At 58.1% G+C, this 21,753-nt stretch carries 20 protein-coding genes; 14 read left to right on the forward strand and 6 right to left on the reverse strand.

Annotated elements, in window-relative coordinates; genetic code table 11:
- The first annotated feature begins 7 nt into the window (after nucleotides 1–7).
- The 13 genes from antC (at nucleotide 8) to RAC97_RS13315 (ending at nucleotide 12,341) form a co-directional block, all read left to right on the forward strand.
- Nucleotides 8–1,030, forward strand: a complete 1,023-nt coding sequence (gene antC, locus RAC97_RS13255; protein WP_375098967.1) for an anthranilate 1,2-dioxygenase electron transfer component AntC — start codon at nucleotides 8–10, stop codon at nucleotides 1,028–1,030.
- A 75-nt stretch (nucleotides 1,031–1,105) separates the two neighbouring features.
- On the forward strand, nucleotides 1,106–2,266 hold the full coding sequence (locus tag RAC97_RS13260) for an ABC transporter substrate-binding protein (RefSeq protein WP_375098966.1): 1,161 nt from the start codon (nucleotides 1,106–1,108) through the stop codon (nucleotides 2,264–2,266).
- 61 nt (nucleotides 2,267–2,327) lie between these two features.
- A complete protein-coding gene (locus RAC97_RS13265) occupies nucleotides 2,328–3,239 on the forward strand; it encodes a branched-chain amino acid ABC transporter permease (RefSeq protein WP_375098965.1) in 912 nt (303 codons plus the stop codon).
- A gap of 10 nt (nucleotides 3,240–3,249) precedes the next feature.
- Entirely contained in the window at nucleotides 3,250–4,266 is a 1,017-nt protein-coding gene (locus RAC97_RS13270) for a branched-chain amino acid ABC transporter permease (protein WP_375098964.1), read from the forward strand.
- Complete coding sequence (locus RAC97_RS13275; RefSeq protein WP_375098963.1) at nucleotides 4,263–5,012, forward strand: ABC transporter ATP-binding protein; 750 nt, start codon at nucleotides 4,263–4,265, stop codon at nucleotides 5,010–5,012. Before RAC97_RS13270 ends, RAC97_RS13275 begins: the two co-directional genes overlap by 4 nt.
- On the forward strand, nucleotides 5,005–5,691 hold the full coding sequence (locus RAC97_RS13280; RefSeq protein WP_375098962.1) for an ABC transporter ATP-binding protein: 687 nt from the start codon (nucleotides 5,005–5,007) through the stop codon (nucleotides 5,689–5,691). Before RAC97_RS13275 ends, RAC97_RS13280 begins: the two co-directional genes overlap by 8 nt.
- Before the next feature lie 6 nt (nucleotides 5,692–5,697).
- Nucleotides 5,698–6,501 (forward strand): alpha/beta hydrolase, encoded by an 804-nt coding sequence (locus RAC97_RS13285; RefSeq protein ID WP_375098961.1) that lies wholly within the window; start codon nucleotides 5,698–5,700, stop codon nucleotides 6,499–6,501.
- A 364-nt stretch (nucleotides 6,502–6,865) separates the two neighbouring features.
- On the forward strand, nucleotides 6,866–7,810 hold the full coding sequence (locus tag RAC97_RS13290; RefSeq protein WP_375098960.1) for a PDR/VanB family oxidoreductase: 945 nt from the start codon (nucleotides 6,866–6,868) through the stop codon (nucleotides 7,808–7,810).
- A 17-nt stretch (nucleotides 7,811–7,827) separates the two neighbouring features.
- Nucleotides 7,828–9,171: an aromatic ring-hydroxylating dioxygenase subunit alpha gene (locus RAC97_RS13295; protein ID WP_375098959.1), complete on the forward strand. Its 1,344-nt coding sequence runs from the start codon at nucleotides 7,828–7,830 to the stop codon at nucleotides 9,169–9,171.
- Nucleotides 9,161–9,694 (forward strand): aromatic-ring-hydroxylating dioxygenase subunit beta, encoded by a 534-nt coding sequence (locus tag RAC97_RS13300; protein WP_375098958.1) that lies wholly within the window; start codon nucleotides 9,161–9,163, stop codon nucleotides 9,692–9,694. Before RAC97_RS13295 ends, RAC97_RS13300 begins: the two co-directional genes overlap by 11 nt.
- On the forward strand, nucleotides 9,694–10,287 hold the full coding sequence (locus RAC97_RS13305) for a cysteine hydrolase (protein WP_375098957.1): 594 nt from the start codon (nucleotides 9,694–9,696) through the stop codon (nucleotides 10,285–10,287). Before RAC97_RS13300 ends, RAC97_RS13305 begins: the two co-directional genes overlap by 1 nt.
- Complete coding sequence (locus RAC97_RS13310) at nucleotides 10,287–11,078, forward strand: SDR family oxidoreductase (protein WP_375098956.1); 792 nt, start codon at nucleotides 10,287–10,289, stop codon at nucleotides 11,076–11,078. The genes RAC97_RS13305 and RAC97_RS13310 overlap by 1 nt, the downstream gene beginning before the upstream one ends.
- 27 nt (nucleotides 11,079–11,105) lie before the next feature.
- Nucleotides 11,106–12,341 (forward strand): dienelactone hydrolase family protein, encoded by a 1,236-nt coding sequence (locus RAC97_RS13315; RefSeq protein WP_375098955.1) that lies wholly within the window; start codon nucleotides 11,106–11,108, stop codon nucleotides 12,339–12,341.
- A 265-nt stretch (nucleotides 12,342–12,606) separates the two neighbouring features.
- Here RAC97_RS13315 and RAC97_RS13320 read toward each other — a convergent pair whose 3' ends face one another.
- Nucleotides 12,607–14,595: an ATP-binding protein gene (locus RAC97_RS13320; RefSeq protein WP_375098954.1), complete on the reverse strand. Its 1,989-nt coding sequence runs from the start codon at nucleotides 14,593–14,595 to the stop codon at nucleotides 12,607–12,609.
- A 49-nt stretch (nucleotides 14,596–14,644) separates the two neighbouring features.
- Nucleotides 14,645–14,881 carry a helix-turn-helix domain-containing protein gene (locus RAC97_RS13325; RefSeq protein WP_375098953.1) on the reverse strand — a complete coding sequence of 79 codons (237 nt, stop codon included), beginning with the start codon at nucleotides 14,879–14,881 and terminating at the stop codon, nucleotides 14,645–14,647.
- Between the two features lie 123 nt (nucleotides 14,882–15,004).
- On the opposite strand from RAC97_RS13325, the gene RAC97_RS13330 reads away from it, so the two are divergent.
- A complete protein-coding gene (locus tag RAC97_RS13330; RefSeq protein ID WP_375098952.1) occupies nucleotides 15,005–15,385 on the forward strand; it encodes a hypothetical protein in 381 nt (126 codons plus the stop codon).
- A 425-nt stretch (nucleotides 15,386–15,810) separates the two neighbouring features.
- Here RAC97_RS13330 and RAC97_RS13335 read toward each other — a convergent pair whose 3' ends face one another.
- From RAC97_RS13335 to RAC97_RS13350, 4 genes are all read right to left on the reverse strand, one after another.
- Nucleotides 15,811–18,156: a hypothetical protein gene (locus RAC97_RS13335; protein ID WP_375098951.1), complete on the reverse strand. Its 2,346-nt coding sequence runs from the start codon at nucleotides 18,154–18,156 to the stop codon at nucleotides 15,811–15,813.
- Between the two features lie 379 nt (nucleotides 18,157–18,535).
- Nucleotides 18,536–19,747 (reverse strand): hypothetical protein, encoded by a 1,212-nt coding sequence (locus RAC97_RS13340; RefSeq protein ID WP_375098950.1) that lies wholly within the window; start codon nucleotides 19,745–19,747, stop codon nucleotides 18,536–18,538.
- Nucleotides 19,748–19,902: 155 nt separating this feature from the next.
- Complete coding sequence (locus RAC97_RS13345; RefSeq protein WP_375098949.1) at nucleotides 19,903–20,499, reverse strand: helix-turn-helix domain-containing protein; 597 nt, start codon at nucleotides 20,497–20,499, stop codon at nucleotides 19,903–19,905.
- 549 nt (nucleotides 20,500–21,048) lie between these two features.
- A complete protein-coding gene (locus RAC97_RS13350; RefSeq protein ID WP_209450924.1) occupies nucleotides 21,049–21,645 on the reverse strand; it encodes a recombinase family protein in 597 nt (198 codons plus the stop codon).
- Between the last annotated feature and the right edge of the window lie 108 nt (nucleotides 21,646–21,753).

A 21,753-nucleotide genomic window follows, 5' to 3' on the forward strand; every position in this document is an offset into this window, starting at 1 on the left:
CTGCCTTATGACGTACAAAGTCGCCTTCAGTTTTGCCGACGGCAAGACGCTGTTCTGCCAGGTGCAGGGCAACGAGATCCTGCTGGACGCCGCGTTGCGCAGCGGCATCAAGATCCCGCTGGACTGTCGCGAAGGCGTCTGCGCCACCTGCCAGGGGCGCTGTGAGTCCGGGCAGTACACCCAGGATTACGTGGACGACGAGGCGCTGTCGGCCCAGGACCTGGCCGAGCGCAAGGTCCTGACCTGCCAGACCCGCGTGCAGTCCGACGCCGCCTTTTACTTCGACTTCGACTCCACGCTGTGCGGCAGCAGCGGCCCGGCCAGCCTGCAAGGCACCGTGAGCCAGGTGCAGCAGGTGTCGCCCACCACTGCCATCGTGCATGTGGAAACCGGCGCCGCCGGTGCCGCGCTCGACTACCTGCCCGGCCAGTACGCCCGCCTGAAGGTGCCGGGCACCGAGCACCGCCGTTCGTACTCGTTTGCCTGCGCACCGGGCAGCAGCCAGTTGCAGTTCCTGATTCGCCTGCTGCCCAGCGGTGTGATGAGCGACTACGTGCGTGAGCGCTGCCAGGTGGGCGATGTGATCGACATGGAAGCGCCGCTGGGCGCCTTCTACCTGCGCCACGTCGACCGCCCGCTGCTGATGGTGGCAGGCGGCACGGGGCTTTCGGCGTTCCTCGGCATGCTCGACCAGATCGCCGAGCAGGGCGGCTGCGGCCACCCGGTGCACCTGTACTACGGCGTGCGCAACGCCGCCGACCTGTGCGAATTGGCGCGTATCGAGGCTTATGCCGCCCGTATACCCGGTTTTACCTTCACGCCGGTAGTCAGCGACCCTGATGGCGACTGGCCAGGCAAGGCGGGCTATATTGCCGAGCACCTGGACGTGGCGGCGCTACGCGATCAGCCCTTCGATGTGTACCTGTGCGGCCCGCCGCCGATGGTCGAGTCGATCAAGACCTGGCGCAGCGAGCATGGCCTGGAGCACAGCCGCCTGTACCTGGAGAAATTCACCGAAAGCAACAGCTGAACCCATAACAACAACACCTCGGCCCGCCCGAGAACAGAAACGCTGCCCTCCTCGAATAACAGCAAAGGCCGCATCATGAAAAACCTGATATTGCGTGCATGTCTGGCAACTTCGCTCTGCGCGGTAACCGCCGCACAGGCGGTGGAACCTGTCCGGATCGGCTTCATCACCACCTTGTCCACCCCAGCCGGCTACCTGGGCGAGGATTCGCGCGACGGCTTCCAGCTGGCGATCGACCAGGAAGGCGGCAAGCTCGGGGGTGTACCCGTGCAACTGATCGTCGAGGACGACGCGCTGCAACCGGCCAAGGCCAAGCAGATCGCCGACCGCATGAGCCTGGATGGCATTTCGTTGTACACCGGGGTGATCTTCTCCAACGTGCTGGCGGCGGTGATCAACACCGCCACCAAGGACGGCTTCTACGTCAGCATCAATACCGCGCCGTCGACCCTGGCCGGTGAAAAGTGCATGGCCAACTACTTCGTCGGCTCCTACCAGAACGACACCATCCACGAGATGGCCGGTGTGGCTGCCAACGAGCTGGGCTACAAGAAAATGGTCATCCTGGCGCCCAACTACCAGGGTGGCCGCGATGCGCTGGCAGGCTTCAAACGCACCTTCAAGGGCGAAGTGACCGAAATCTACACCAAGCTCAACCAGCTGGACTTCTCGGTTGAGCTGGCGCGTATCCGCTCGCTGGCCCCCGATGCGATCTTCCAGTTCCACCCAGGCGGTGGCGGCATCAACTTCGCCAAGCAGTACGGCAGCTCGGGCCTTTCGGCGAAGATCCCGATGGTGGTGCCGGTGTTCTCGATGGACGAACGCATGCTGGCGGCCACCGGCGAAGTGGCCAAGGGCACCAATATCGTCACCCTGTGGAACCCGCAGTCGACCAACCCGGCCAACCAGGCCTTCGTCAAGGCGTTCACCGAGAAGTACAAGCGTGAACCCACCGTCTACGCCGCCCAGACCTACGACACCGCACGCCTGATTGGCGCGGCGCTGCAGACCACCCAGGGCGACCTGAAGGACACCCAGGCGTTCCGCACCGCCATGAAGGACGTGAAGTTCGACTCCATTCGCGGCGACTTCAGCTTCGCCCAGAACCAACACCCGGTGATCGACTGGTACCTGCTGCAAGTGCAGGCCGATGCCAGCGGCAAGCTGGTGCAAGTGCCGATCAAGACCCTGGCCACTCACCACGTGGACAGCTACGCGGCGCAGTGCAAGCTGTGAACCGCTGCTGACGCTGGTCGCCCCGTAGCCTGCTGCGGGGCGTTTGCATGAGGAACGCCAAATGCTATTGCTCGAACAGATTCTCAACGGCTTGCAGTACAGCGCCCTGCTGTTCCTGCTGGCCTCGGGGCTGACCCTGATCTTCGGCATCATGGGGGTCATCAACCTGGCCCATGGCGCCTTCTACATGGTCGGCGCCTTCTGCGCCGCCTACACCGCCATGAGCACCGGCTCGTTCTGGCTCGGTGGGCTCGCGGCCCTGCTGGGCGCCGCCTGCTATGGCGCGCTGATCGAAACCTCGATCATGCGCAGGCTGTACCAGCGCGACCACCTCGACCAGGTGCTGGCCACGCTGGCGGTGGTGTTCTTCACCAACGAGCTGCTCACCGTGCTGTTCGGCCGCAGCCCGCCGGCCATGCCTACGCCTGAGTGGTACTCGAGCTTCGTGCAGGTGCTGCCCGGCTTGATGTACCCGGTCAGCCGCCTGCTGTTCATCGCCGCCGGTATCGTGGTGGCCGTCGGCATGTGGTGGCTGATCAGCTACACCCGCCTGGGCATGCTGATTCGCGCCGGTGCCGACGACCACGAAATGGTCGGCGCGCTGGGGGTGAACATTTCGCGCCTGTACACCTTGGTGTTCGTGTTTGGCTGTGTGCTCTGCGGGCTTGCCGGGTTCATGGCGGCGCCGTTGCTGTCGGTGGAAATCGGCATGGGCGAGAAGATCCTGATCACCACCTTCGTGGTCATCGTGGTTGGCGGCGTGGGCTCGGTACGCGGTGCGCTGGTCGGCGCCTTGCTGATCGGCATGGTCGACAGCCTGGGCCGCGCCTACATACCGCCGCTGCTCGACCAACTGCTGCCTGCCGAAAGCAGCGGCACGGTCAGTGCCGGGCTGATTTCCGCCAGTGCCTACATCGTCATGGCCGTGGTGCTGCTGCTGCGCCCACGTGGCCTGCTGCCGGCCCGTGCCTGAGGAGAGAACCATGTCACCACGTCTTGTCATCGACCTGGTCTGTCTGGCCGTGTTCGCCCTGGTGCCACTGTTGGCCAGTTGGCTGAACGAGCCCTACCTGGTCAGCTTTTTCACCCGCCTGGCGATCTACGGCATGGCTGCCGTCAGTCTCGATCTGTTGATCGGTTATGGCGCCATGGTCAGCTTCGGCCACGCTGCGTTCTTCGGTTTGGGCGGCTATATCGTCGGCGTCGTCGCTTTCCATACTTCCCAGGGTATGCCGCTGTGGGGCTGGGACGGCAGCAACAATGCGCTGGTGGTGTGGCCACTGGCGTTGCTGATCTGCGCCTTGTTCTCGCTGGTGGTGGGCTACCTGTCGCTGCGTACCACGGGTGTGCAGTTCATCATGATCACCCTGGCGTTTGGGCAAATGCTGTACTTCGTGCTCAGCTCGCTGTCGCTGTATGGCGGCGACGACGGCATTCTGCTCAACGAGCGCAACACCATCGGCGCCCTGGACCTGGGCGACGCCAACCACTTCTACTACCTGTGCAGCGCGCTGTTGCTGGGCTGGTTGCTGCTGTGCCGACGCCTGGTCAACTCGCGCTTCGGCTTCGTGCTGCGCGGCCTCAAACAAAGTGAGCGACGCACCATCAGCCTGGGCCTGAGACCCCTGCGCTATCGCCTCACCGCCTTCGTGATCGCCGGTACCGGCGGTGGTCTAGCGGGCATTCTGTGGGCCAACTATGCGCTGTTCGTCAGCCCGGACATGGGCGCCTGGCAGAAGTCCGGCGAGTTGATGGCGATGGTGATTCTCGGCGGTGTCGGCACCTTGCTTGGCCCACTGCTGGGTGCGGCCACCTACCTGGGCCTGGAGCAGGTGCTCAGCCAATGGACCGAGCACTGGATGCTGATCTTCGGCCCGCTGCTGTTGCTAGTGGTGCTGTTCGGCAAGAAGGGCGTGTACGGCCTGCTGCTGAGCCTGTTGCAGCGCAAGCGCAAGGCGGCGCCTGAGCCGGTTGCCAAACGCGTGGAGGCTCGCACATGAGCGCACAACTCTCGATTCGCCACCTGTACAAGGCCTTCGGCGCGGTGAAGGCCACCAACGACGCTAGCCTGGAGCTGGCCAGCGGCGAGCTGCACGCGATCATCGGCCCCAACGGGGCGGGCAAGTCGACGCTGATCGCGCAGATTGCTGGCGAAATTTTCCCGGATGAAGGCGAAATCCACCTGCAAGGTCGCGACATCACCCAGGTGCCAGCCTGGGACCGACCGCGCCTTGGCTTGGCGCGGGCCTTCCAGGTGAGCCAGCTGTACACCGAGTTCACCCTGCTGGAGAACGTCGGCCTGGCCATTGCTGCCCGCGAGGGCAAGGCCTTTGGCATGTGGCAGCCGCTGGCCAGTGACAAGCGCTTGCTGGAGCCTGCGCTGCACTACCTGCAACAGGTCGGCTTGCAGGCCCGGGCCAACGACCCGGTCAGCGAGCTGTCCCACGGCGAACGACGCCAGCTGGAAATTGCCCTGGCCCTGGCCCAGGAAGCCTCGGTGCTGCTGCTCGACGAGCCAATGGCCGGCATGGGCGCCGAGGAATCGGCGCGCATGACCGAGCTGCTGCACAGCCTCAAGGGCCGCTATTCGATCCTGCTGGTGGAGCACGACATGGACGCGGTGTTCGCCCTGGCCGACCGCATCACCGTGTTGGTCTATGGCCAGACCGTGCTCACCGGCACCGTCGAGCAGGTGCGCAACGACCCGCAGGTGCGGGCCGCCTATCTGGGAGAAGAACATGCTTGAAGTGCAAGGGCTGGTAGCGGGCTACGGGCTGAGTCAGGTGCTGTTCGACATGCACCTGAGCATCGAGCAGGGCCAGGTGGTGTCGCTGATCGGGCGCAACGGCATGGGCAAGACCACCACGGTCAAGTCGATCATGGGGTTGATAAAGCCCAGCGCCGGCAGCGTTCGCGTTAATGGCACCGAAATGCGCGGCGCCGCGCCTTACCGCATCGCCAAGGCCGGTTTGGGCCTGGTGCCTGAGGGACGGCGTGCGTTCAGCAGCCTGAGCGTGCGCGAGAACCTGCTGGCCACGGCCAGCAAGGGCAAGTGGGACCTGGCGCGGGTGTACGCGCTGTTCCCGCGTTTGCAGGAGCGCCAGGACCAGCTGTCGCGCACGCTCTCGGGCGGCGAGCAGCAGATGCTGGTGGTAGGCCGCGCGCTGCTGACCAACCCCAACCTGCTGATTCTCGACGAAGCCACAGAAGGCCTGGCGCCGATCATCCGCGAGCAGATCTGGCATTGCCTGGCGACCCTCAAGGCCGAGGGCGAGACGATCCTGGTGATCGACAAGAACCTCAAGGAAATGGCGCGGGTGGTGGACCGTCACCACATCATCGAGAAGGGCCGCCAGGTCTGGCAGGGCACGCCCACGGAGCTTGCGGCGCAGCCTGAGCTGTCGCAGCGCTACTTGGGCGTGTGAGGCGTGATGGACCTCGACCAGGCCTACAACAACGTCGCGGCGGCGGGTAACTTCCCCGAGATCATGGCGCGTTTTCGCCAGCGCAGCGCCCACACCTATGCGGCGCATCGCTGGCAGCGCGACGTGCCGTGCGGGCCGGCGCCACGGGAGCGCATCGACTGGTGCGGCCAGGGCCAGGCCGGTGCGCCGACGTTTTTGTTCATTCATGGCGGCTACTGGCAGGCCTCGGACAAGAGCGACTACGCCTTTATCGCCGAGGGTTTGATCCAGGCAGGGTTCAATGTCGGCCTGCTGGAGTACACCCTGGCGCCCTATGCGCGCATGCAGGAAATCGTGCAGCAGATAGGCCGTGCGTTGGGCTACCTGCAGCATCAGCGCGAGGCGTTCGGCATCGGTGGGCCGGTGGTGTTGGCCGGGCATTCGGCGGGTGGGCATTTGGCGGCGTTGTATCGCAGCCACCCGATGGTGAGTTTGGCGATGCCGATCAGCGGCCTGATGGATTTGGCGCCGATCAGCCAGTGTTGGCTGAACGAGAAGTTGCAGTTGAGCGATGAGGAAATTCGCGATTTCAGCCCGCAACGCCTGATTGGCGACGGCGCGCCGCTATTGGTGACCGTGGGTGCTGATGAGTTGCCGGAGTTGCTGCGTCATTCGCGCGAGTACGCCAGCACCTGCGAGGCGGCGGGGCAGGCGGTGCGGTTGCTGGAGGTGCCCGGCTGCAACCACTTCCAGGTGCTCGATGACCTCGCCCGCCTAGATGGCCAGCAACTCCCCGCGCTGCTGCAAAACCTATCACTGCCCTCAAGGTAAACCCAGAACCCTGTGGGAGCGGGCTTGTCCCGCGAACACGGGCGAAGCCCGTGCCATCCATCGCGGTGCCTTCTTCGCGGGTGAACCCGCTCCCACAGTGCCCGCGCCGCTATTGAGAACGGCGAAACCCTGTAGGAGCGGGTTTACCCGCGAACACCGGCGTAGCCGGTGCCATCTACCGCGGTGCCTTCTTCGCGGGTAAACCCGCTCCCACAGGGGTTGCGGTGGCTTTATATCCTGCAAAGAACAGCTACTTCCATCGCCCCAAAAAACTCGCCATTTGCGGATAGAAGTTTGCCGTTTGCGGCTATTTCACCAAAGGACCAGTTCATAAAGTGGCTACGTATTCACACAGGAATCACGTATGCCCAGCCTCTCTCTCCGGGTGCAACAGGTCGAAGCCCTGACCCCCAGAATCCGCCGCCTGCTGCTGGTGGGCGACGCCGCCCAACCCTTGCCAGCTTTCACCGCTGGCGCTCATCTGGAACTGCACGTCCCCGGTGAGCGGCCCCAACGCCGGGCCTATTCCCTGGTCAACCTGCCGGGCACCGGGCACTACGAAATCGCCGTGCAGTTGGAAGAGACTGGCACTGGCGGCTCACGCTGGGTGCACTCGCTCAAGGCAGGCGATACGGTCACTGCAGATGTGCCGAAAAACCATTTCCCCCTGTGCGATGAAGCCGATCACCTGCTGCTGATCGCCGGTGGCATCGGCATCACACCCATGCTCGGCATGGCCCGCGCCCTGCAAGCCGAGGGCAAGGCCTTCAGCCTGCACTACGCCGGCCGCGATGCCGCGCACATGGCCTACCTGGCAGAAGCCCGCGACTACCCCGACGCCCACTGCTGGATCAGTGGCGGCGACCCGCAGCGGCGCTTCCCAGCCAGCCAGGTGCTGGCCAGCCCGCGCCCCGGCCTGCACCTGTACATCTGCGGCCCCGCCGCCATGCTCAGCAGCGTGCTGGCGTGCGCCCGCGAACTGGGCTGGGCGGAGGATCACCTGCATTTCGAGCTGTTCAACGGCGCCCTTGAAGAAGCCGGCGACCAAGCCTTCGAAGTGCGCCTGCAAGGCAGCGGCGTGAGCCTGCAAGTGGCCGCCGGCCAGACCGTGCTGGACGCCATGCTCGAGGCCGGCCTGGACCCGATGTTCGACTGTCGCCGCGGTGACTGCGGCGTGTGCGTGGCCCAGGTGCTCGAAGGCGAGGCCGACCACCGCGATATCTGCCTGTCTGCACGCGACCGCGATGCAGGCAGCTTCTGCACCTGCGTTTCTCGTGCCAGCGGCCCGCTGCTGGTGCTCGACCTGTAACCCGCCGAGGAAAGCCCGTGTTTTCTACAAAAGAGCCTACCAATGAGCAAATCGCTGCCTTGATCCGCGAGGACAGCGTGCATAAAAGCGTCTACACCGACCCCGTGCTGTTCAAGCTGGAGATGGAGCGCATCTACGGTTATGCCTGGATCTACGTCGGCCACGAGAGCCAGGTGAAGAACCCCGGCGACTACCACACCACGCGCATTGGCGATCAGGACGTCGTCATGGTGCGCGGCGCCGACAAGCAGGTGAACGTGCTGTACAACCGCTGCCCGCACAAGGGCGCGAAGCTTGTGGCCGACGGTGACGGCAGCGTCGGCAAGTTCTTCCGCTGCCCGTACCACGCCTGGACCTTCAAGCTCGACGGCCAGCACCTCTCGGCTCCGTTGAAAAGCGGCTTCGAAGGCACCTGCTACGACCCCAAGCACGCCGACTTCTCGATGGTCAGCGTGGCCCGCGTGGAAACCTACCGCGGCTTCGTGTTCGCCAGCCAAGCGGCCTATGGCCCAGACCTGAAAAGCTTCCTGGGCGGGGTGATCACCTCCATCGACAACCTCTGCGACCGCTCGCCGGTGGGCGAGGTGGAAGTGGCCGGCGGTATCTTCCGCGTGCAGCAGCGTTCGAACTGGAAGGTGTTCTACGAGAACCTGCACGACACCATGCACGCCCGCGTCACCCACGAATCGTCGGTAGACGCTGCGCGTGAAGAGGCCCAAGCCATCGGCGAAATGCCGTTCGAACTGCTGATCATGGATGGCAACGGCGAGCCCTACGACTTCTGGGAAAAACTCGAGCTGCGCGCCTACCACAATGGCCACGGCTACATGGAGGCGATCTTCGACCCCGCCGCCGCCGAGCGCGATGAGGTTTCCCGTGCGCACTTCGACTGCCTGACCCAGGCCTACGGCGAAGAGCGTGCCCGGGAAATCCTCGGCATGAACCGCCACAACACGGTGATCTACGGCAGCGGCTCGCCGCACACGGTGTTCATGCAGTTCCGCGTGATCCGCCCGATTGCCGTGGACCAGACCATGGTCGAGATCCAGACCTTCCGCTGCAAAGGCGCACCGGATGCGGTGTTCGACCGCGCCCTGACCTACGCCAACGTCATCAACTCGCCATCCTCCAACGTGATGCCCGACGACGTCGAGGTCTACGCCCGCTGCCAGGAGGGCAACATGACCCGCGGAGGTGACTGGATCAGCATGCACCGCTACGTCGGCACCGACCTCACCCTGGAAGACGGCGCCGTCTCCACCAACGGCACCAGCGAGTTGCCCATGCGCAACCAGTTCGCTGCCTGGAAGCACTTCATGACCGCCACCCTGATCGCCAAGGAGAGCACCCATGCTGCTTGACCGCCGAATCGACGTCGACACCCGCACGCTCACTGCGGTCAACGTGCCCCGTGACACGCAGCGCGACCTGGAGCAGTTCCTCTACCGCGAAGCGCGCCTGCTCGATGAGCGGCGCTTCTGGGCGTGGGACAAGCTGTTCACCGACACCGGCATGTACTGGGTGCCGCAAAAACACGAGCAGGAAAACCCCTTCGACCATATCTCGCTGTTCTGGGAGAACCGCATGCTGCGCGAGGTGCGCATCCGCCGTGTGGAGAATGCGCGCAACTGGTCGCAGCAGCCGCAAACCCAAACCGCCCATCTGGTCGGCAACGTGATGATCGAGGGGCTCGATGCCCAGGGCTTGCTGGTGGTCAGCGCAACCTTCCAGCTCAGCGAGTGGCGCCTGGAGCAACGCCAACTGGCCGGGCGCTACACCTACAAGCTGGCCGCCCAGGACGGCGGCGGTTGGAAGATCCAGCTCAAGCGCGTGGACCTGATCAACTGCAACGACGTGTTCGCCAACCTCGAGGTGTTCGTCTGATGGCGGCGCCGGTGGTCATTGCCCTGCATTACCAGAATGACGTGTTGCACCCCGACGGCAAGATCCGCGTCGGGCTGGGCGCCGAGGATGCGGCGCGCACAGCGTTGCTCGATGCCGCCGGGCGCCTGCTGGCCGGCGCCAGGGCGCGGGGCTGGCCGATCGTTCATGTGCGCGTTGCGTTCCGCCCGGATTACGCCGACTTGCAGCAGAACGCGCCGATCCTGCGCAACGTCGCGCGTATCGGCGCGGTGCAGGAGGGCAGCTGGGGCGCCGAGTTCTTCAGCGACCTGGCGCCATTGGCGAGCAGCAATGAATTCAGCGTTACCCACCAGCGCATCAACGCGTTCTACGGATCGCCCTTGGAGCAACTGGTGCGCCAGTTCCACAGCAAGCGCCTGCTGATCGCCGGTGTGGCCACCCACTCGGTGGTGGAAAGCACGGTGCGCCATGCCGTGGACTGCGGCTTCGAGGTGACGGTGGCCGCCGATGCCTGCGCCTGCGCCGACGCCGACGCGCACCGAGCGTCCCTGGCCAGCATGGCGTTGATCGCGCGTATCTGCGAAGTGAACCAGGCATTGGAGGAAGCAGCATGATGCTCGAAGGCAAAGTGGCAATCGTCACCGGCAGCACGCAGGGGCTGGGCCTGGACATCGCTCGCCAGCTCCTGGCGGCCGGTGCCCGGGTGATGCTGGTGGGGCGCAATGCCGAAAGCGGCGTGGCGCTGGCCCAGGCGCTCGGCGAGCACTGTGCGTTCAGCGCCTGCGACGTGGAGCGCGACGAGGATATCCAGTGCTGCATCGACGCCACCCTGGCGCGTTTCGGGCGCCTCGACATCCTGGTCAACAACGCCTGCCTGTATGCCGACCAAGGCCTGGCCTCCAGCCGCGCGCAATGGTTGCAGACCCTGAACGTGAACCTGGTGTCGGCGGCCATCTTTACCCAGCAAGCCGTGGCGCACCTGCCGGCCGATGGCGTGGTCATCAACATCGGCAGCACCGGCGGCAAGTTCGGCGCCGCCGGGCGCGCGCTGTACCCGGCTTCCAAGGCCGGCATCCTGCAACTGACCAAGAACCTCGCCGTCAGCCTGGCGCCCCAGGGCATTCGCGTGCTCAGTGTGTCGCCCGCCTGGACCTGGTCGCCCAGCGTGGCCGACTTCAGCGGCAACGACCCGGCGCTTGCCGACCGCGTCGGCGCACCGTTCCACCCGCTGGGCCGCGTAGGCCGGGGCGAGGAAATCGGCAGCGTGGTGGCCTTCCTGTGCAGCCCCGGCGCCAGCTGGATGACCGGCATCGATGTGCCGGTAGACGGTGGTTTCTCGATTCTCGGGCCTGACCGGGGCGTGTCTCCGCGTGTGTGGTTCGAACAATTCCGTGACAGCCAATAACCCTTGCAACCGATGAGGTAGAACCCAATGGGCAAGACCATCCAGATTCAGGCACCCGACAGCACTGCAACCTTCAGCGGCTACCTCGCCTTGCCCGCCAGCGGCAAAGGCCCGGGGGTGGTGATTGGCCAGGAGATTTTCGGGGTCAACGCCAACATGCGTGCCGTGGCCGACTTCTATGCCGAGGAAGGCTATGTGGCCCTGGTGCCCGACCTGTTCTGGCGCCTGCAACCCGGCCTGGAGCTGGGCTACACCGAGGAAGATTTCGCGGTGGCCATCGACCTGTTCCAGCGCCTGGACGTGGACCTTGCCGTGCAAGACATCGACGCCAGCTTCGCCGCCCTGCGTGCGCTGCCCGAGGTGCAAGGCGAGCGCCAGGGTTACGTAGGCTTCTGCCTGGGCGGCAAGCTCGCCTGGCTCACCGCTACCCGCACCCAGGCGGCGTGTTCGGTGGGCTACTACGGCATGGGTATCGAGCAGTTGCTGAGCGAGGCCGAGCACCTCAAGGGCCGTTTCGTGCTGCACATGGCCGAGAACGATGTGTATTGCGACGCCGCTGCTCGCGGGCAGATCGGCCAGCACCTGGCGGGCAACGACAAGGTCGAGCTGTACCTCTACCAGGGCGCCGACCACGCCTTCGCCCGCGCTGGCAGCCCGCACTTCGATAAATCCGCCTCGCTGATGGCCCACGAGCGCAGCATCGCCGCGCTCAAGCGCGAGATCGGCCCGCACTTCAACCTGTCGGCGCTGTGGGAAGAGCACATCAAGCACGAGTTCGACACCCGCGACGTGCCGGCCACCATGGCGACCATGGTCGCCCAGCCCTACGTCAACCATATCCCGACCATGACCGGCGGCGTCGGTGCCAAGGAGTTGAGCCGCTTCTACCAGCACCATTTCGTGCACGGCAACCCGCCGGACATGAAGCTGATCCCCATCTCCCGCACCATTGGCGCATTGCAGATCGTCGACGAGTTCATCCTGTGCTTCACCCACACCACGGAAATCGACTGGCTGCTGCCCAACGTCGCGCCGACCGGCAAGGCCGTGGAAATTCCCATGCTGGGGGTGGTGAAGTTCCGTGGCGACAAGCTGTACCACGAGCACATCTACTGGGACCAAGCCAGCGTGTTGGTGCAAATTGGCCTGCTGAACCCCGAAGGGCTGCCGGTCGCAGGGGTGGAGACGGCGCGCAAGTTGCTGGATGAAAGCTTGCCTTCCAATACCCTGATGCAGCGTTGGGGGGACAGCACCGGGCGTTGAGCCTGGTTGTTTCTCAAGGCCCAGGAACGACAAACCCGACGGTTTCGCATAGGCGAAAGCGTCGGGTTTCTTGTGTTTCAAATGAAGAAACGAAGATGGCGCACTCGGCGGGATTCGAACCCACGACCTGAGAAGCGCCTTTTTTGCCGGCCTTCTAGCTTCGCGCTAGCTGAGTGGATCACTCTCGTGGGAGTGGTTGATGTCTCACTACAGCTTCACATGGTATACCCACGAAGGCAATCACCCTGGGCTACCTCGTCCGGCGTCATTCCACGGCTTCAGCCTCAGTCTCAGCCTCAACTTCCACAATCACTCCCTGAGTATATTCAGAGTACTTTTCACGCAAATAGTCCAAGCCACTAGAGCTGTCCAGAGTTATATTCAGTTGCTGCCTAACAAAATCGAGCCTGTGCTTGCACTCTTGAATTACTTGCGCCCAAGTCTTGACCCAGATAGTTATTTCGTCCGTTTGATAAAGTATTCCTTTGCCTGTCCTGTCAGCTTTTAGTTCTATTGCAGTATGTTCTGTGACGTCATTAGAAATAATCCAAAAATGCCAGCGAGTTTTCAGATGCTTGAATCTTTCATCTTTGTGTACGGCAAAGGCATAAGATTTAATTTGTGTGGTCTCTTCATGACCAATTGGAACTTTTGGAGCCTTTAGCTCAACAACAAGATGCTCACGCTCATCTGCATGATTGCAAGGAATGCTCTTTGTTAGCATCAAGTCTATGATGCCAACGGTGCCGTCTATTCGCTTAACTGGCTCATCAATGGCCAGCTTACTATTTGATGCTCCAAGGTGCTTTCTGAGCACCTCTGTCAGGGATTTATCGCTCACTGAAAGCGAGAATTCATCTCCGAATATCCATGTATTCTCCGCCAATATTTTATGTAGCTGGCTTCTTTCCTTCAGCGCCTGCTTCATTTCCGTTTGAAAAATTATTTCTTCAAGTCCAGAGATAAATTTAAGCCTATCGGAAATTAGTTTGGATGCGGAAATTATGGCGGAGATTGAGGTTTCTTCTAAAAGCTCAGCAAGCTCCCGCTGTTTTTCAGTCGAGAGATCTAGAACTTCATTCATTATTTTTTGAAGCTCTTTCGGACTCTGCTCAACTATTTGCTTAAGAAGCCTTAGCTGAAATTTCTTGGAGCTTATATCTTGCTTCTCGAATTCAGAAAGTTGCTCGCTGACATTTAGCGCTAAGATATCAAATACTTGCCTTTCGGCCATGTCAACAGGAGTGAATGCGTCCCCGCTATATGGATATACTTTTTCCTCCTTCCACTTTCTGATTTTGTCAGAAGATTTTTCAAGTTTTCTCTTTATGAAATAGTCTTTTATTGCGACAACTGCACGATCAACTGCGGTTCTCAGCGACTCTTCCAAATCGCCAAGCCCAAGAAGGCCGGATTTATTGAGTTGACTAAGGTGCTCCGATTTCAAGTAAGCAGAATAATTAATGCCGTTTGCGCCGCGCACGCGCTTATCAATCGGCATTAACGGGAAGCCATTCTCGTTGCACAAGAAGAACTCATTTGAGTCAGAGCTTTTCCACTCTATAAGCTCAAGCTCATAGGGGTATAGGTTCTCCTTGAACATTACAGGATCAAGATCGATCTCCTTTCTCTGCTCTATCTGAGACTCTGGATCGACTTCTTGTCCATCGACGGAAATCTTTATCCCTGGATACTTTGAAAGATAAATCGCAAATATGGAGGACAAGCTTTCAAGCGTTTTTTTGTTTGAAAGTCGAAATTCTTTATGTGGCTCGGTAATCTTAACGGTTGTACCGGTTTTCTTTCTTTCGGCAGCGACTTCATTTGTGCAGCGGACTTTCTTAGGGTTTTCTGCTGTGCCAAGCATCGTATAGGACTTGTAGTTGTCGCCATCTTTATAGGTGGTGATCCATTCTACAACTCGACCTACCGAGAACGATTTGAACCTTCCTTGCCCTTCCTGGCCATGCAAGTATCGCCCTAGTGGCGACTGCTTGTTGCTAGCCTTCCATGAGCCCCCCAAGTAACCAAAAAGCTTTTCGCTTTGAGGATAAGGAATGCCATGACCATCGTCTCTGATTACTATTTCATACAGACCTAAATCATTGCTATTGAGATAAATCTCAATATTAAATGCATCGGCATCGAGAGCATTCCAAACTAGCTCAGCTAATGCCGACACCGGGGTGGCTCGGCTAATTTTTGCTAAGTGATCCTTCTCAAGACCGACTTGAAATTCTTTATATTCAGTCATTCTCGACTCCATTCGTATGTAGCCAACCAGCGCATAGTTATCAAAGCGACTAGCTTGGATCACCCTCAAGAAGGGCTGAAGGTCTTACGCCGAGGGCAATGGCAATGCGCTCGATGTTGTAAATCGTCACGTTCTTCTCCCCCCGCTCCAGCATCCCCACATAGGTACGATGCACACCGGCTGCTTCGGCTAGCTCTTCTTGCGAGAGGCCGAGCTCAAGGCGCCTACGCCGCACATTGGCGGCGAAGACGGTGACAAGGGCGCATTGCTGAGGTTTGACGGGCATTTGCCTAATGTCAGCGTATGCATACCATGATTCTACATACTATGATTAGCGCTCCGCGTCGAGGTGGCTAAATGTCTTCACTCGCCGAATCACAGAAAAGCACTGGAAGGTAGAAGAGCATTGATGAGCGTGAGGTTGTTACTACTGGGGAGCATAGGGGGTATAGCGCTTGCCGGGTGTGCTGGTCAGCCGATGGAGCATCGGGAACCCTACCAAGTCATCGTCGTAGATATGCCGGTCAGGCAGGCTTATGAAGGAATGAAGGCCCATCCGTACTGTGGCACCGGATGGCTTGTGGATGGTCAGTACGATGCGTATGACGACAGTTTCGTCGTCAGGTATTCCTTCCCGGGCTTCTTTGGCGCATCGCTTCCATCTGACATAGTTCTCGGCACTAAAACTGAGGATGGCGCTACGGAGCTACGGCTTGTTTCTCAGGAAAAATGGAAGACTCCTATTTCAAAGAAATTTCTGAACAGGCTTCAGTCTGGCGCGTGTGAGTAAGGCTACGTAATGAAGATGGCAAGATATGCTTCTCTGCTGTTTTGGTTTCTCTTTGCGAATTGGGTTATGTGGGCCGGGGGGACTACTGATTGGCTTTGTCGAGAGGAAAGTTACTATGACCCTAAGGCGAAGGGCTGAGCTTCGAGGGAAAGTATTGCCAGGATGGGGAATGGATGATCGCTAATACCTTTTCAGGGGAGCTTGTGGTCAAGTCTCTTAGGCTGCTCATTCCGGAGGATAGCGGTCTAACGCCAGGAGTCTTCTTCCCGTACGTTTGGTTTGGGTTGTATCTATTGTTGGTTCTCTCGGCGTTGCTATCCCGGCGCAATCTATATGTGCTTTCGGCGGGATTACTATTGTCTTTGCATCGAAGGGTGTAAAAAGGGCCGCTTTATGCGACCCTTTTTGATGCTCAAGTACAGGCGCTAAGTTTGCCGATAGCCAAACTGATCTGAGTGATGAAATAAGCTTGGGTATGCCTGCATGGTGGGTATTGAATCCAGCGGAACTGATTTGCTTTGCATTAGTGTTTCAATGGCTTCATTAAGGCTCTTTGATCTGAGCCTGATTTTTTCAGGTCTGCCGAGTTGGATGTATTTAAGTGAGTCGACAAGTGAGCCCCAGAATCGACATTTCTCTAGAATGATACTTCTTTCTAAGCCTGAGCAGCTGCAAATTTCAGATATAATTTCTTCGTACCAGTTTGGGTCTAAAGCGTTAATCGCGACATTTGCTCTCATTTGGATTTTTGGATAGTCATCGAAAGATATTATTTTGGCGTCTTCGATCAGGGATATGACGAGCTCGGTGCAAAATGTCATTCTAAGCATTCCGCTAATAAATGAGCGCCAAGGCATATAGCTAGATCGATTAACTACAATTGGCAAGAACTCTTGTATTCGATGCAGCAAGCGACCAATAAATATTGCAGATCGTATGGAGTCAACGGGTAACACCGTGCCTAATACTGTGACCGCGCCCATTGCTAGCATCCCGTTAGCAGACGACCCATGCCCTCCATCAATGGGGAGCGTATCGCAGGCGCTTAGCAGGACAATCGGTGGCATTCTTATAGAATTTCGTAGTTCCCAAACGTCAAGCGCCTTTCCACCTACAACTATAGAACCTACACCGGTGCTGTCAGTTAGAGCGCCATGCCCGTCGAATATCATCAATGCGCCTTCAAACTCATTAACAGCGCTGGCAAATTGTTCGGCGTTTTCAACATCGACAAATTTGTATTTTGGGTAATCTTTGTGTGTGGTGGATAGTTTGTAAAGTGCGTTTTCTAATACGTTTCTTATCTTGTCCTTCTTGTCGAAGGATCTGATTATTAATATTTCTTCAAAATCTTTCAGCGCGATGCTTGTATATTGGCTTCGTAAGCATTGCTGCAGGCTAAGATTTCCTGGCGTTGCAGAAATTCGGCTTACGTCGCACCTCAGCGTGAGTGGTAGCCCTCGAACGGGAAACCATTCAAGAGGGATGTCTCCAAATAAAGTAACTCCCGAGAATTCTGGGGTGGAGTTGTCTATTAGCTTTCTATGCTCAGGCGCTAATAATGATTCCATTTTATTTTGTATGGTCAGCGCGAGTTTGCATGCTTTGAATTTAACGTGAGGATTACTACCCCTGACGCATGCTGCCAAATTTACAAGGCCCCCTTTTATACCATTGATCCTCGACTCTATTCTGAGCGTAGGTGTAATGCTGGAGGCGTTAAGGATTGATAGGCAAGCGCTGTATGTTCGGAGCTCCAATCGATAGCTTCTCATGAAGGCTCGTACTGATTCATTTTTAAGTAGCTCTTCAAAGCTTTCTTCGCTTTCGGCCATGTGAATTTTAGTGTATCCGCCAGGCTTTCTAATTGCCTTAACAAAGCGGCGCAAGGCGGTAACGATCTCTTTGCTCTCTGGTATGTTTTCGAATAGCTCTCTGTCTACGTTGGCCTTGTATAAGTTCCAGATTATTGGCTCTGTGGTTAGGCAGAGGTCATTCTCAAACGGAGCGTCTGTTGCTAACTTTCTTCGCAAGCCGAAAACAGCTTTACATGATTTAGTTACTGCAGATATATAATCATTGGGGTGATCTGGCCTTAAAGGCTTTTCTAGGTTTATCTCTGAATTAAGTGAGGCTGCAATTAACTCATTTGGTCGAGTAATTCCATGAGCGTATCCTGGGAAGATAAGTCTTTTCCATGGTGGGCGCTTAGGGTTAAGTAATTCATGTACTGAGTCAGAGAAGATTGTATCAATCTCACCGGACTCTAATAGTCGATTGGTTTGTTGGGCGATATGGATGCAGAAACGTTCTATGCTTGTTGCACTGGTTTCTTTGTCAGCACTACTTGATGTTGAAATGTGAAGCCAGCCTTCTCCGCTTTTCTGCATGAAGTCGGCCACTGCTTCATAGGTTCTGTCATTTGAAAGAATGCACTTATAGGCAATCGCGTTGAAGGCTAAAGCATTTTCTGCCAGTGACTCAATAGTTATGGGGTTGATAGTGGGAGAGGTAATTCCAATAGCCCTCGATACTGCGATGCTCTCTCGTTTTGATTTTAGCTCTCTAATATCAAACGGCAATATCAGTGAGAGCTCTATCAAATCAGCCGAGAATAGTATTCCTGGCCAGTACGCCATAAATATCGATGGGGATTCGCAGTCTTCTCTGTAGTGCGGGATGAAATAGTGGATTCTATACCTGGGGTAGCGAGCATGCTCCTCAAAAAAAATGCGCTCTGCTAAGTCTAGGCTTGAAGGTTTTGAGGGCATAAAGCTAGTCCTGTTTTATTTCTTTCATACTTGAATGTTTATTATGGCCTTGCGCATTCTTTTAATTGTTTCTGATCTTTGCCCGCATTTTGTCAAGCCTCCGGGGCAGGAGATATTTAAATCTGCCTAAACTCGGGCTGGCGTTGTATAATTTACGCTGTCCAAGCTCGTAATTAAGTCAGCGGTTAGTTACTTTGACTAATCCGCTGGCTCTTTTCATTCCTCCCCGTCCTCATGGTCTTCATAGTCGTCTGCTTCGTCGTATAGCTGGTCGTCTTCGTCGTACAGTTTGTCTTGCTCCGGCCCGTCTTCGTCGATCCTCAAGTCATCGCCCGAGAAGGATGGTCTCTGATCGTCCGCGCTCGCTCCTGGGAGCCCGCTAAGCGCGATGTAAAGGGCAAGTGCTACGTGACCAGCTTTCATCGCTGAAAAGCTCTCCTACGCGCTCGTAGAGCGTTTTACCGCCATCTCTCGCCGAGTCGCTGGCGTAGTCCGGAACCGTACGCTTCCCCCGGGCCTTCTTGAGGATGTCGGCGGATATTTTGTGCTCCTTGGTGCAGTACCCAGCCCACCACCGTGGATTGCTGATTGCCTCGATATGGACGGCTAGGTTGTTGAAGCGTTGCCGGTATCCCTCAGCAAGTGCCGACCTGAGCGTCAGCCTAACCTCTTCGATGCGGTCAACCGGGATGCGCACAATCCCGTGTAAGTGAAGCGGGTGGTTCTCAGTGCTGGCGCCGTGTGTGTACTCCAGATTGAAGGCGAGGTCAGTGCTGATCCCCAGTGTTGCTAGCGTTCGCTGGATGATCGCTGCAAGGTGGTTAGCCGGGCCTCGCTTCGCATCGAGCGCCTTTGTCGCTGTGCGATGATCTAGGCGAATGGTCACGGCAACTGCGTCAGGTTGGCGTGCCAGCCAGAGCAGCCGGAAGAACTGTTTGATTTCTGCCGGCACATGCTTCGACCAGTCAGCCAGCTTGCCGGAGTCTTTCCCTGCGTATGACTGAGCCACTTGGTCGATGAAACTGATCTTGGCTTCAATCTGAGCTATCTGCTCATGGTCAAGGTCTGGGTCTAGTTCGCTAATAGCTGCTACGTTTCGCTCCCGCATGCCTTGGAAATTCGCTAGAAGCCCCGCTTTATGGGCGTTTGAGAGTCGTATGGAGCCGGCGCGTCGCTTGCTACTTTTTGCATCTACTCCAGATGGGGCAGTCGCTGGCTCAGCAGATTTTTTTGCAAGAGAGCGCTTTCTGCTGCCTGAATCGAGGGAGGAGAAGGCTCCCCAATCTTTGGGCTTAGAAGCGTTTACTGGCAAAAAGCTTGGCTCGTGCTCTTCCTGCGAGGCTGGTTTTGCTACCGCCCGGCTGCCTTCCTTTCGAACCTGAATATCAGGCAGCAGGCTATCTAACGCCGCCAGTTCGGCTTCTAGCTCTTCGTCTACCGGCTCACAGTCCCTGAAACCGTCAAACATCGTTTCCATTCGTCGTCGGTCTTGAAGCTGGGCTCGCCGCGATTCCTCAGCTTCTTCGATCAGGCGCTGCTTAAAAGCCTCTATCTCAACCGGGCTTAGCTCTCGGGTCGTAATGTGCTGCATCTGTCCAATTCTCGTTGTGCTCTTCCCTCTGCCCGATTTTCAATTTCGGGTCGTCCGCAGAAAGCGCTATGGGGTCGAGTCATCTTCGTTCTTCTAGGGTTTTGACAACCGGGCCTGTGGTGTCAGGTTCGGCCCGGTGTCGGGTCGGTGTCTCGCTACTCGTGCACCAGCTCCACCACCTCATCGTCCTCGGGGCTTCGCTCATTCAGTAGGGGATTGCCCGTGATGCGTTCTGCTGCCTCCCTGCGTTGCTGCTCTCGCATTACCCGAACGTCCTCATCGGTCATGATCCGAATGCGTAGCTCGGAAAGCTGCTCAACGTGGGTAGCCTCTGCCAGCCTTTCAAGAGGTAGGGCGCGACGGCTGACCTTCTGCGTAAGGTCGAGGGCCGTTGCCGCTGCTACGGTCGTGCGCATCATCTGATAGGGCGTGCTGGTGCTGGGGTCGAGCGCTTCGAGCGTTTCCACCGTCTTTTCCCTGATCAGTCGGGCAAGGGCGATGTCCTTCAGGGCTAGCGCTGCGGCTTGCCCTTGCACCGTTTCCAAATCAAAGGCGGCATTGAGCATGTTCTGCCGCGCTTGCTCAATGAGGGCTTCGGTTGCAGCGCCAGCAACAGCGCCTCGCCGCTTGAGTATCCGCTTGGTGGTCGAGAGGGATAGGTCAAGTTGGGCTGCTATTGCCGGGCACGAGTAACCAGCTTCGCGCAGGATCACGGCCTGAGCCTCAATGTCTGGCTTTGTCTTGCGGCTCATGGCTGGTCAGTCCTCGATGATGCGGAGCGCTTTCGGGAGACCGGCCAGGGCGTTTAGCTCGTTCGAGAGTTCGTGCCAGTTGTTGCGCACGTTGTAGAGCGGGGAGCGGGACAGCATGACGATGTTCTTGAGCTGTACCGGGGCGATGTCATGAATGGTTTGGCCCTTTCTGGACAAGGCTTCAAGCGTTGCGTTAATGATGCTCTGCCGAGTTCTGGCGCGTTGAGCGCATCCGGCAGCAGGCTGATTCTTACAAGGGCGATTGGATTTGATGCCGTGAGTCCGGCAGAGGTGGTAAGCGGCGTCTTTTGTCCAACGTGAACCGTCGGAGCGTGGGCGATGTTATTGAGGTGGTCAGCTAGGCGGGAATAACTGCCGTTGTCGTATTGCATGAACTTGCGGGCAGCTTCTACTAGGTTGTGCATTTGTTACTCCTAAGTAACGGTGTATGAATTCGGCTCTTCGATAGGGTTACCTCGCATGTTTTTGGTTGATGGCGCTGATCAAAAAAATCAGCGCCAAAATTTTATCGTGTGTTGTGTTTCGCGTCTAGCTTGCTGGCTGGAGTTGCTGGTCGTCCATATGCTGGAACTTCTGGCAGGCGCGCTTGACCGCAGCAGTTGAGATTGAAAACTCTGCTGCTGTTGCGCTGATAGTGGCTGCGTTGCTTCTTCTCCAGGCGGCTACTTCTGCATCATTAATTCTTTTAGGCGCCCCCAGCTTGCGCCCTTCATCCTTTGCCCGGTTTATTCCTGCCATCTGACGAGCCTTGATGTTGGCCCGTTCCAGCTCTGCAACGGCAGCCAACATAGTCAGCATCATCTTTCCAACATCGCTGGAAAGGTCAAAGCCTTCTCGCAAAGAAACAACTGATACTCCCTTGGCTTTTAGGGCTTCAACGGTTTCAAGCACGTCAATGGTATTGCGTCCGAGCCGGTCAACGGCAGCAACTACAACGGTGTCACCTTCCCGGGCGTATTTGTGCAGCTCTTTGAAGCCGTTTCGGTCAAGCGCCTTGGTCGCTCCGCTAGTGGCTTCATCGCTAAACCACTTGGCCACGTTGTAGCGTTGGCTGATAGCGTGCCTCTGGGCTTCGATTGATTGACCATCGGTACTTACACGGGAGTAGGCGAGGATTGCTGACATTGTTCCACCTGATGGGCTCATAAAGCTGGATCAGATTATGAGGTGTGGCTCAATGAAAATCAACACTTCTGATCCATCGTGAGAGCCCCATTGTTCGGCCGATGCTCG

It is taken from the genome of Pseudomonas sp. LS_2 (genome assembly GCF_042709235.1).
In the GTDB taxonomy this organism is placed as follows: domain Bacteria; phylum Pseudomonadota; class Gammaproteobacteria; order Pseudomonadales; family Pseudomonadaceae; genus Aquipseudomonas.

Bases quoted from the DNA above. Each gene is read 5' to 3' on its own strand.
- antC (WP_375098967.1), top strand. From the start codon at position 8: ATGACGTACAAAGTCGCCTTCAGTTTTGCCGACGGCAAGACGCTGTTC.
- RAC97_RS13280 (WP_375098962.1), top strand. From the start codon at position 5,005: ATGCTTGAAGTGCAAGGGCTGGTAGCGGGCTACGGGCTGAGTCAGGTG.
- RAC97_RS13350 (WP_209450924.1), bottom strand. From the start codon at position 21,645: ATGTCAGCAATCCTCGCCTACTCCCGTGTAAGTACCGATGGTCAATCA.
- RAC97_RS13260 (WP_375098966.1), top strand. From the start codon at position 1,106: ATGAAAAACCTGATATTGCGTGCATGTCTGGCAACTTCGCTCTGCGCG.
- RAC97_RS13310 (WP_375098956.1), top strand. From the start codon at position 10,287: ATGCTCGAAGGCAAAGTGGCAATCGTCACCGGCAGCACGCAGGGGCTG.
- RAC97_RS13285 (WP_375098961.1), top strand. From the start codon at position 5,698: ATGGACCTCGACCAGGCCTACAACAACGTCGCGGCGGCGGGTAACTTC.
- RAC97_RS13265 (WP_375098965.1), top strand. From the start codon at position 2,328: ATGCTATTGCTCGAACAGATTCTCAACGGCTTGCAGTACAGCGCCCTG.
- RAC97_RS13320 (WP_375098954.1), bottom strand. From the start codon at position 14,595: ATGACTGAATATAAAGAATTTCAAGTCGGTCTTGAGAAGGATCACTTA.
- RAC97_RS13315 (WP_375098955.1), top strand. From the start codon at position 11,106: ATGGGCAAGACCATCCAGATTCAGGCACCCGACAGCACTGCAACCTTC.
- RAC97_RS13290 (WP_375098960.1), top strand. From the start codon at position 6,866: ATGCCCAGCCTCTCTCTCCGGGTGCAACAGGTCGAAGCCCTGACCCCC.
- RAC97_RS13335 (WP_375098951.1), bottom strand. From the start codon at position 18,156: ATGCCCTCAAAACCTTCAAGCCTAGACTTAGCAGAGCGCATTTTTTTT.
- RAC97_RS13300 (WP_375098958.1), top strand. From the start codon at position 9,161: ATGCTGCTTGACCGCCGAATCGACGTCGACACCCGCACGCTCACTGCG.
- RAC97_RS13275 (WP_375098963.1), top strand. From the start codon at position 4,263: ATGAGCGCACAACTCTCGATTCGCCACCTGTACAAGGCCTTCGGCGCG.
- RAC97_RS13325 (WP_375098953.1), bottom strand. From the start codon at position 14,881: ATGCCCGTCAAACCTCAGCAATGCGCCCTTGTCACCGTCTTCGCCGCC.
- RAC97_RS13330 (WP_375098952.1), top strand. From the start codon at position 15,005: ATGAGCGTGAGGTTGTTACTACTGGGGAGCATAGGGGGTATAGCGCTT.
- RAC97_RS13270 (WP_375098964.1), top strand. From the start codon at position 3,250: ATGTCACCACGTCTTGTCATCGACCTGGTCTGTCTGGCCGTGTTCGCC.
- RAC97_RS13305 (WP_375098957.1), top strand. From the start codon at position 9,694: ATGGCGGCGCCGGTGGTCATTGCCCTGCATTACCAGAATGACGTGTTG.
- RAC97_RS13345 (WP_375098949.1), bottom strand. From the start codon at position 20,499: ATGAGCCGCAAGACAAAGCCAGACATTGAGGCTCAGGCCGTGATCCTG.
- RAC97_RS13340 (WP_375098950.1), bottom strand. From the start codon at position 19,747: ATGCAGCACATTACGACCCGAGAGCTAAGCCCGGTTGAGATAGAGGCT.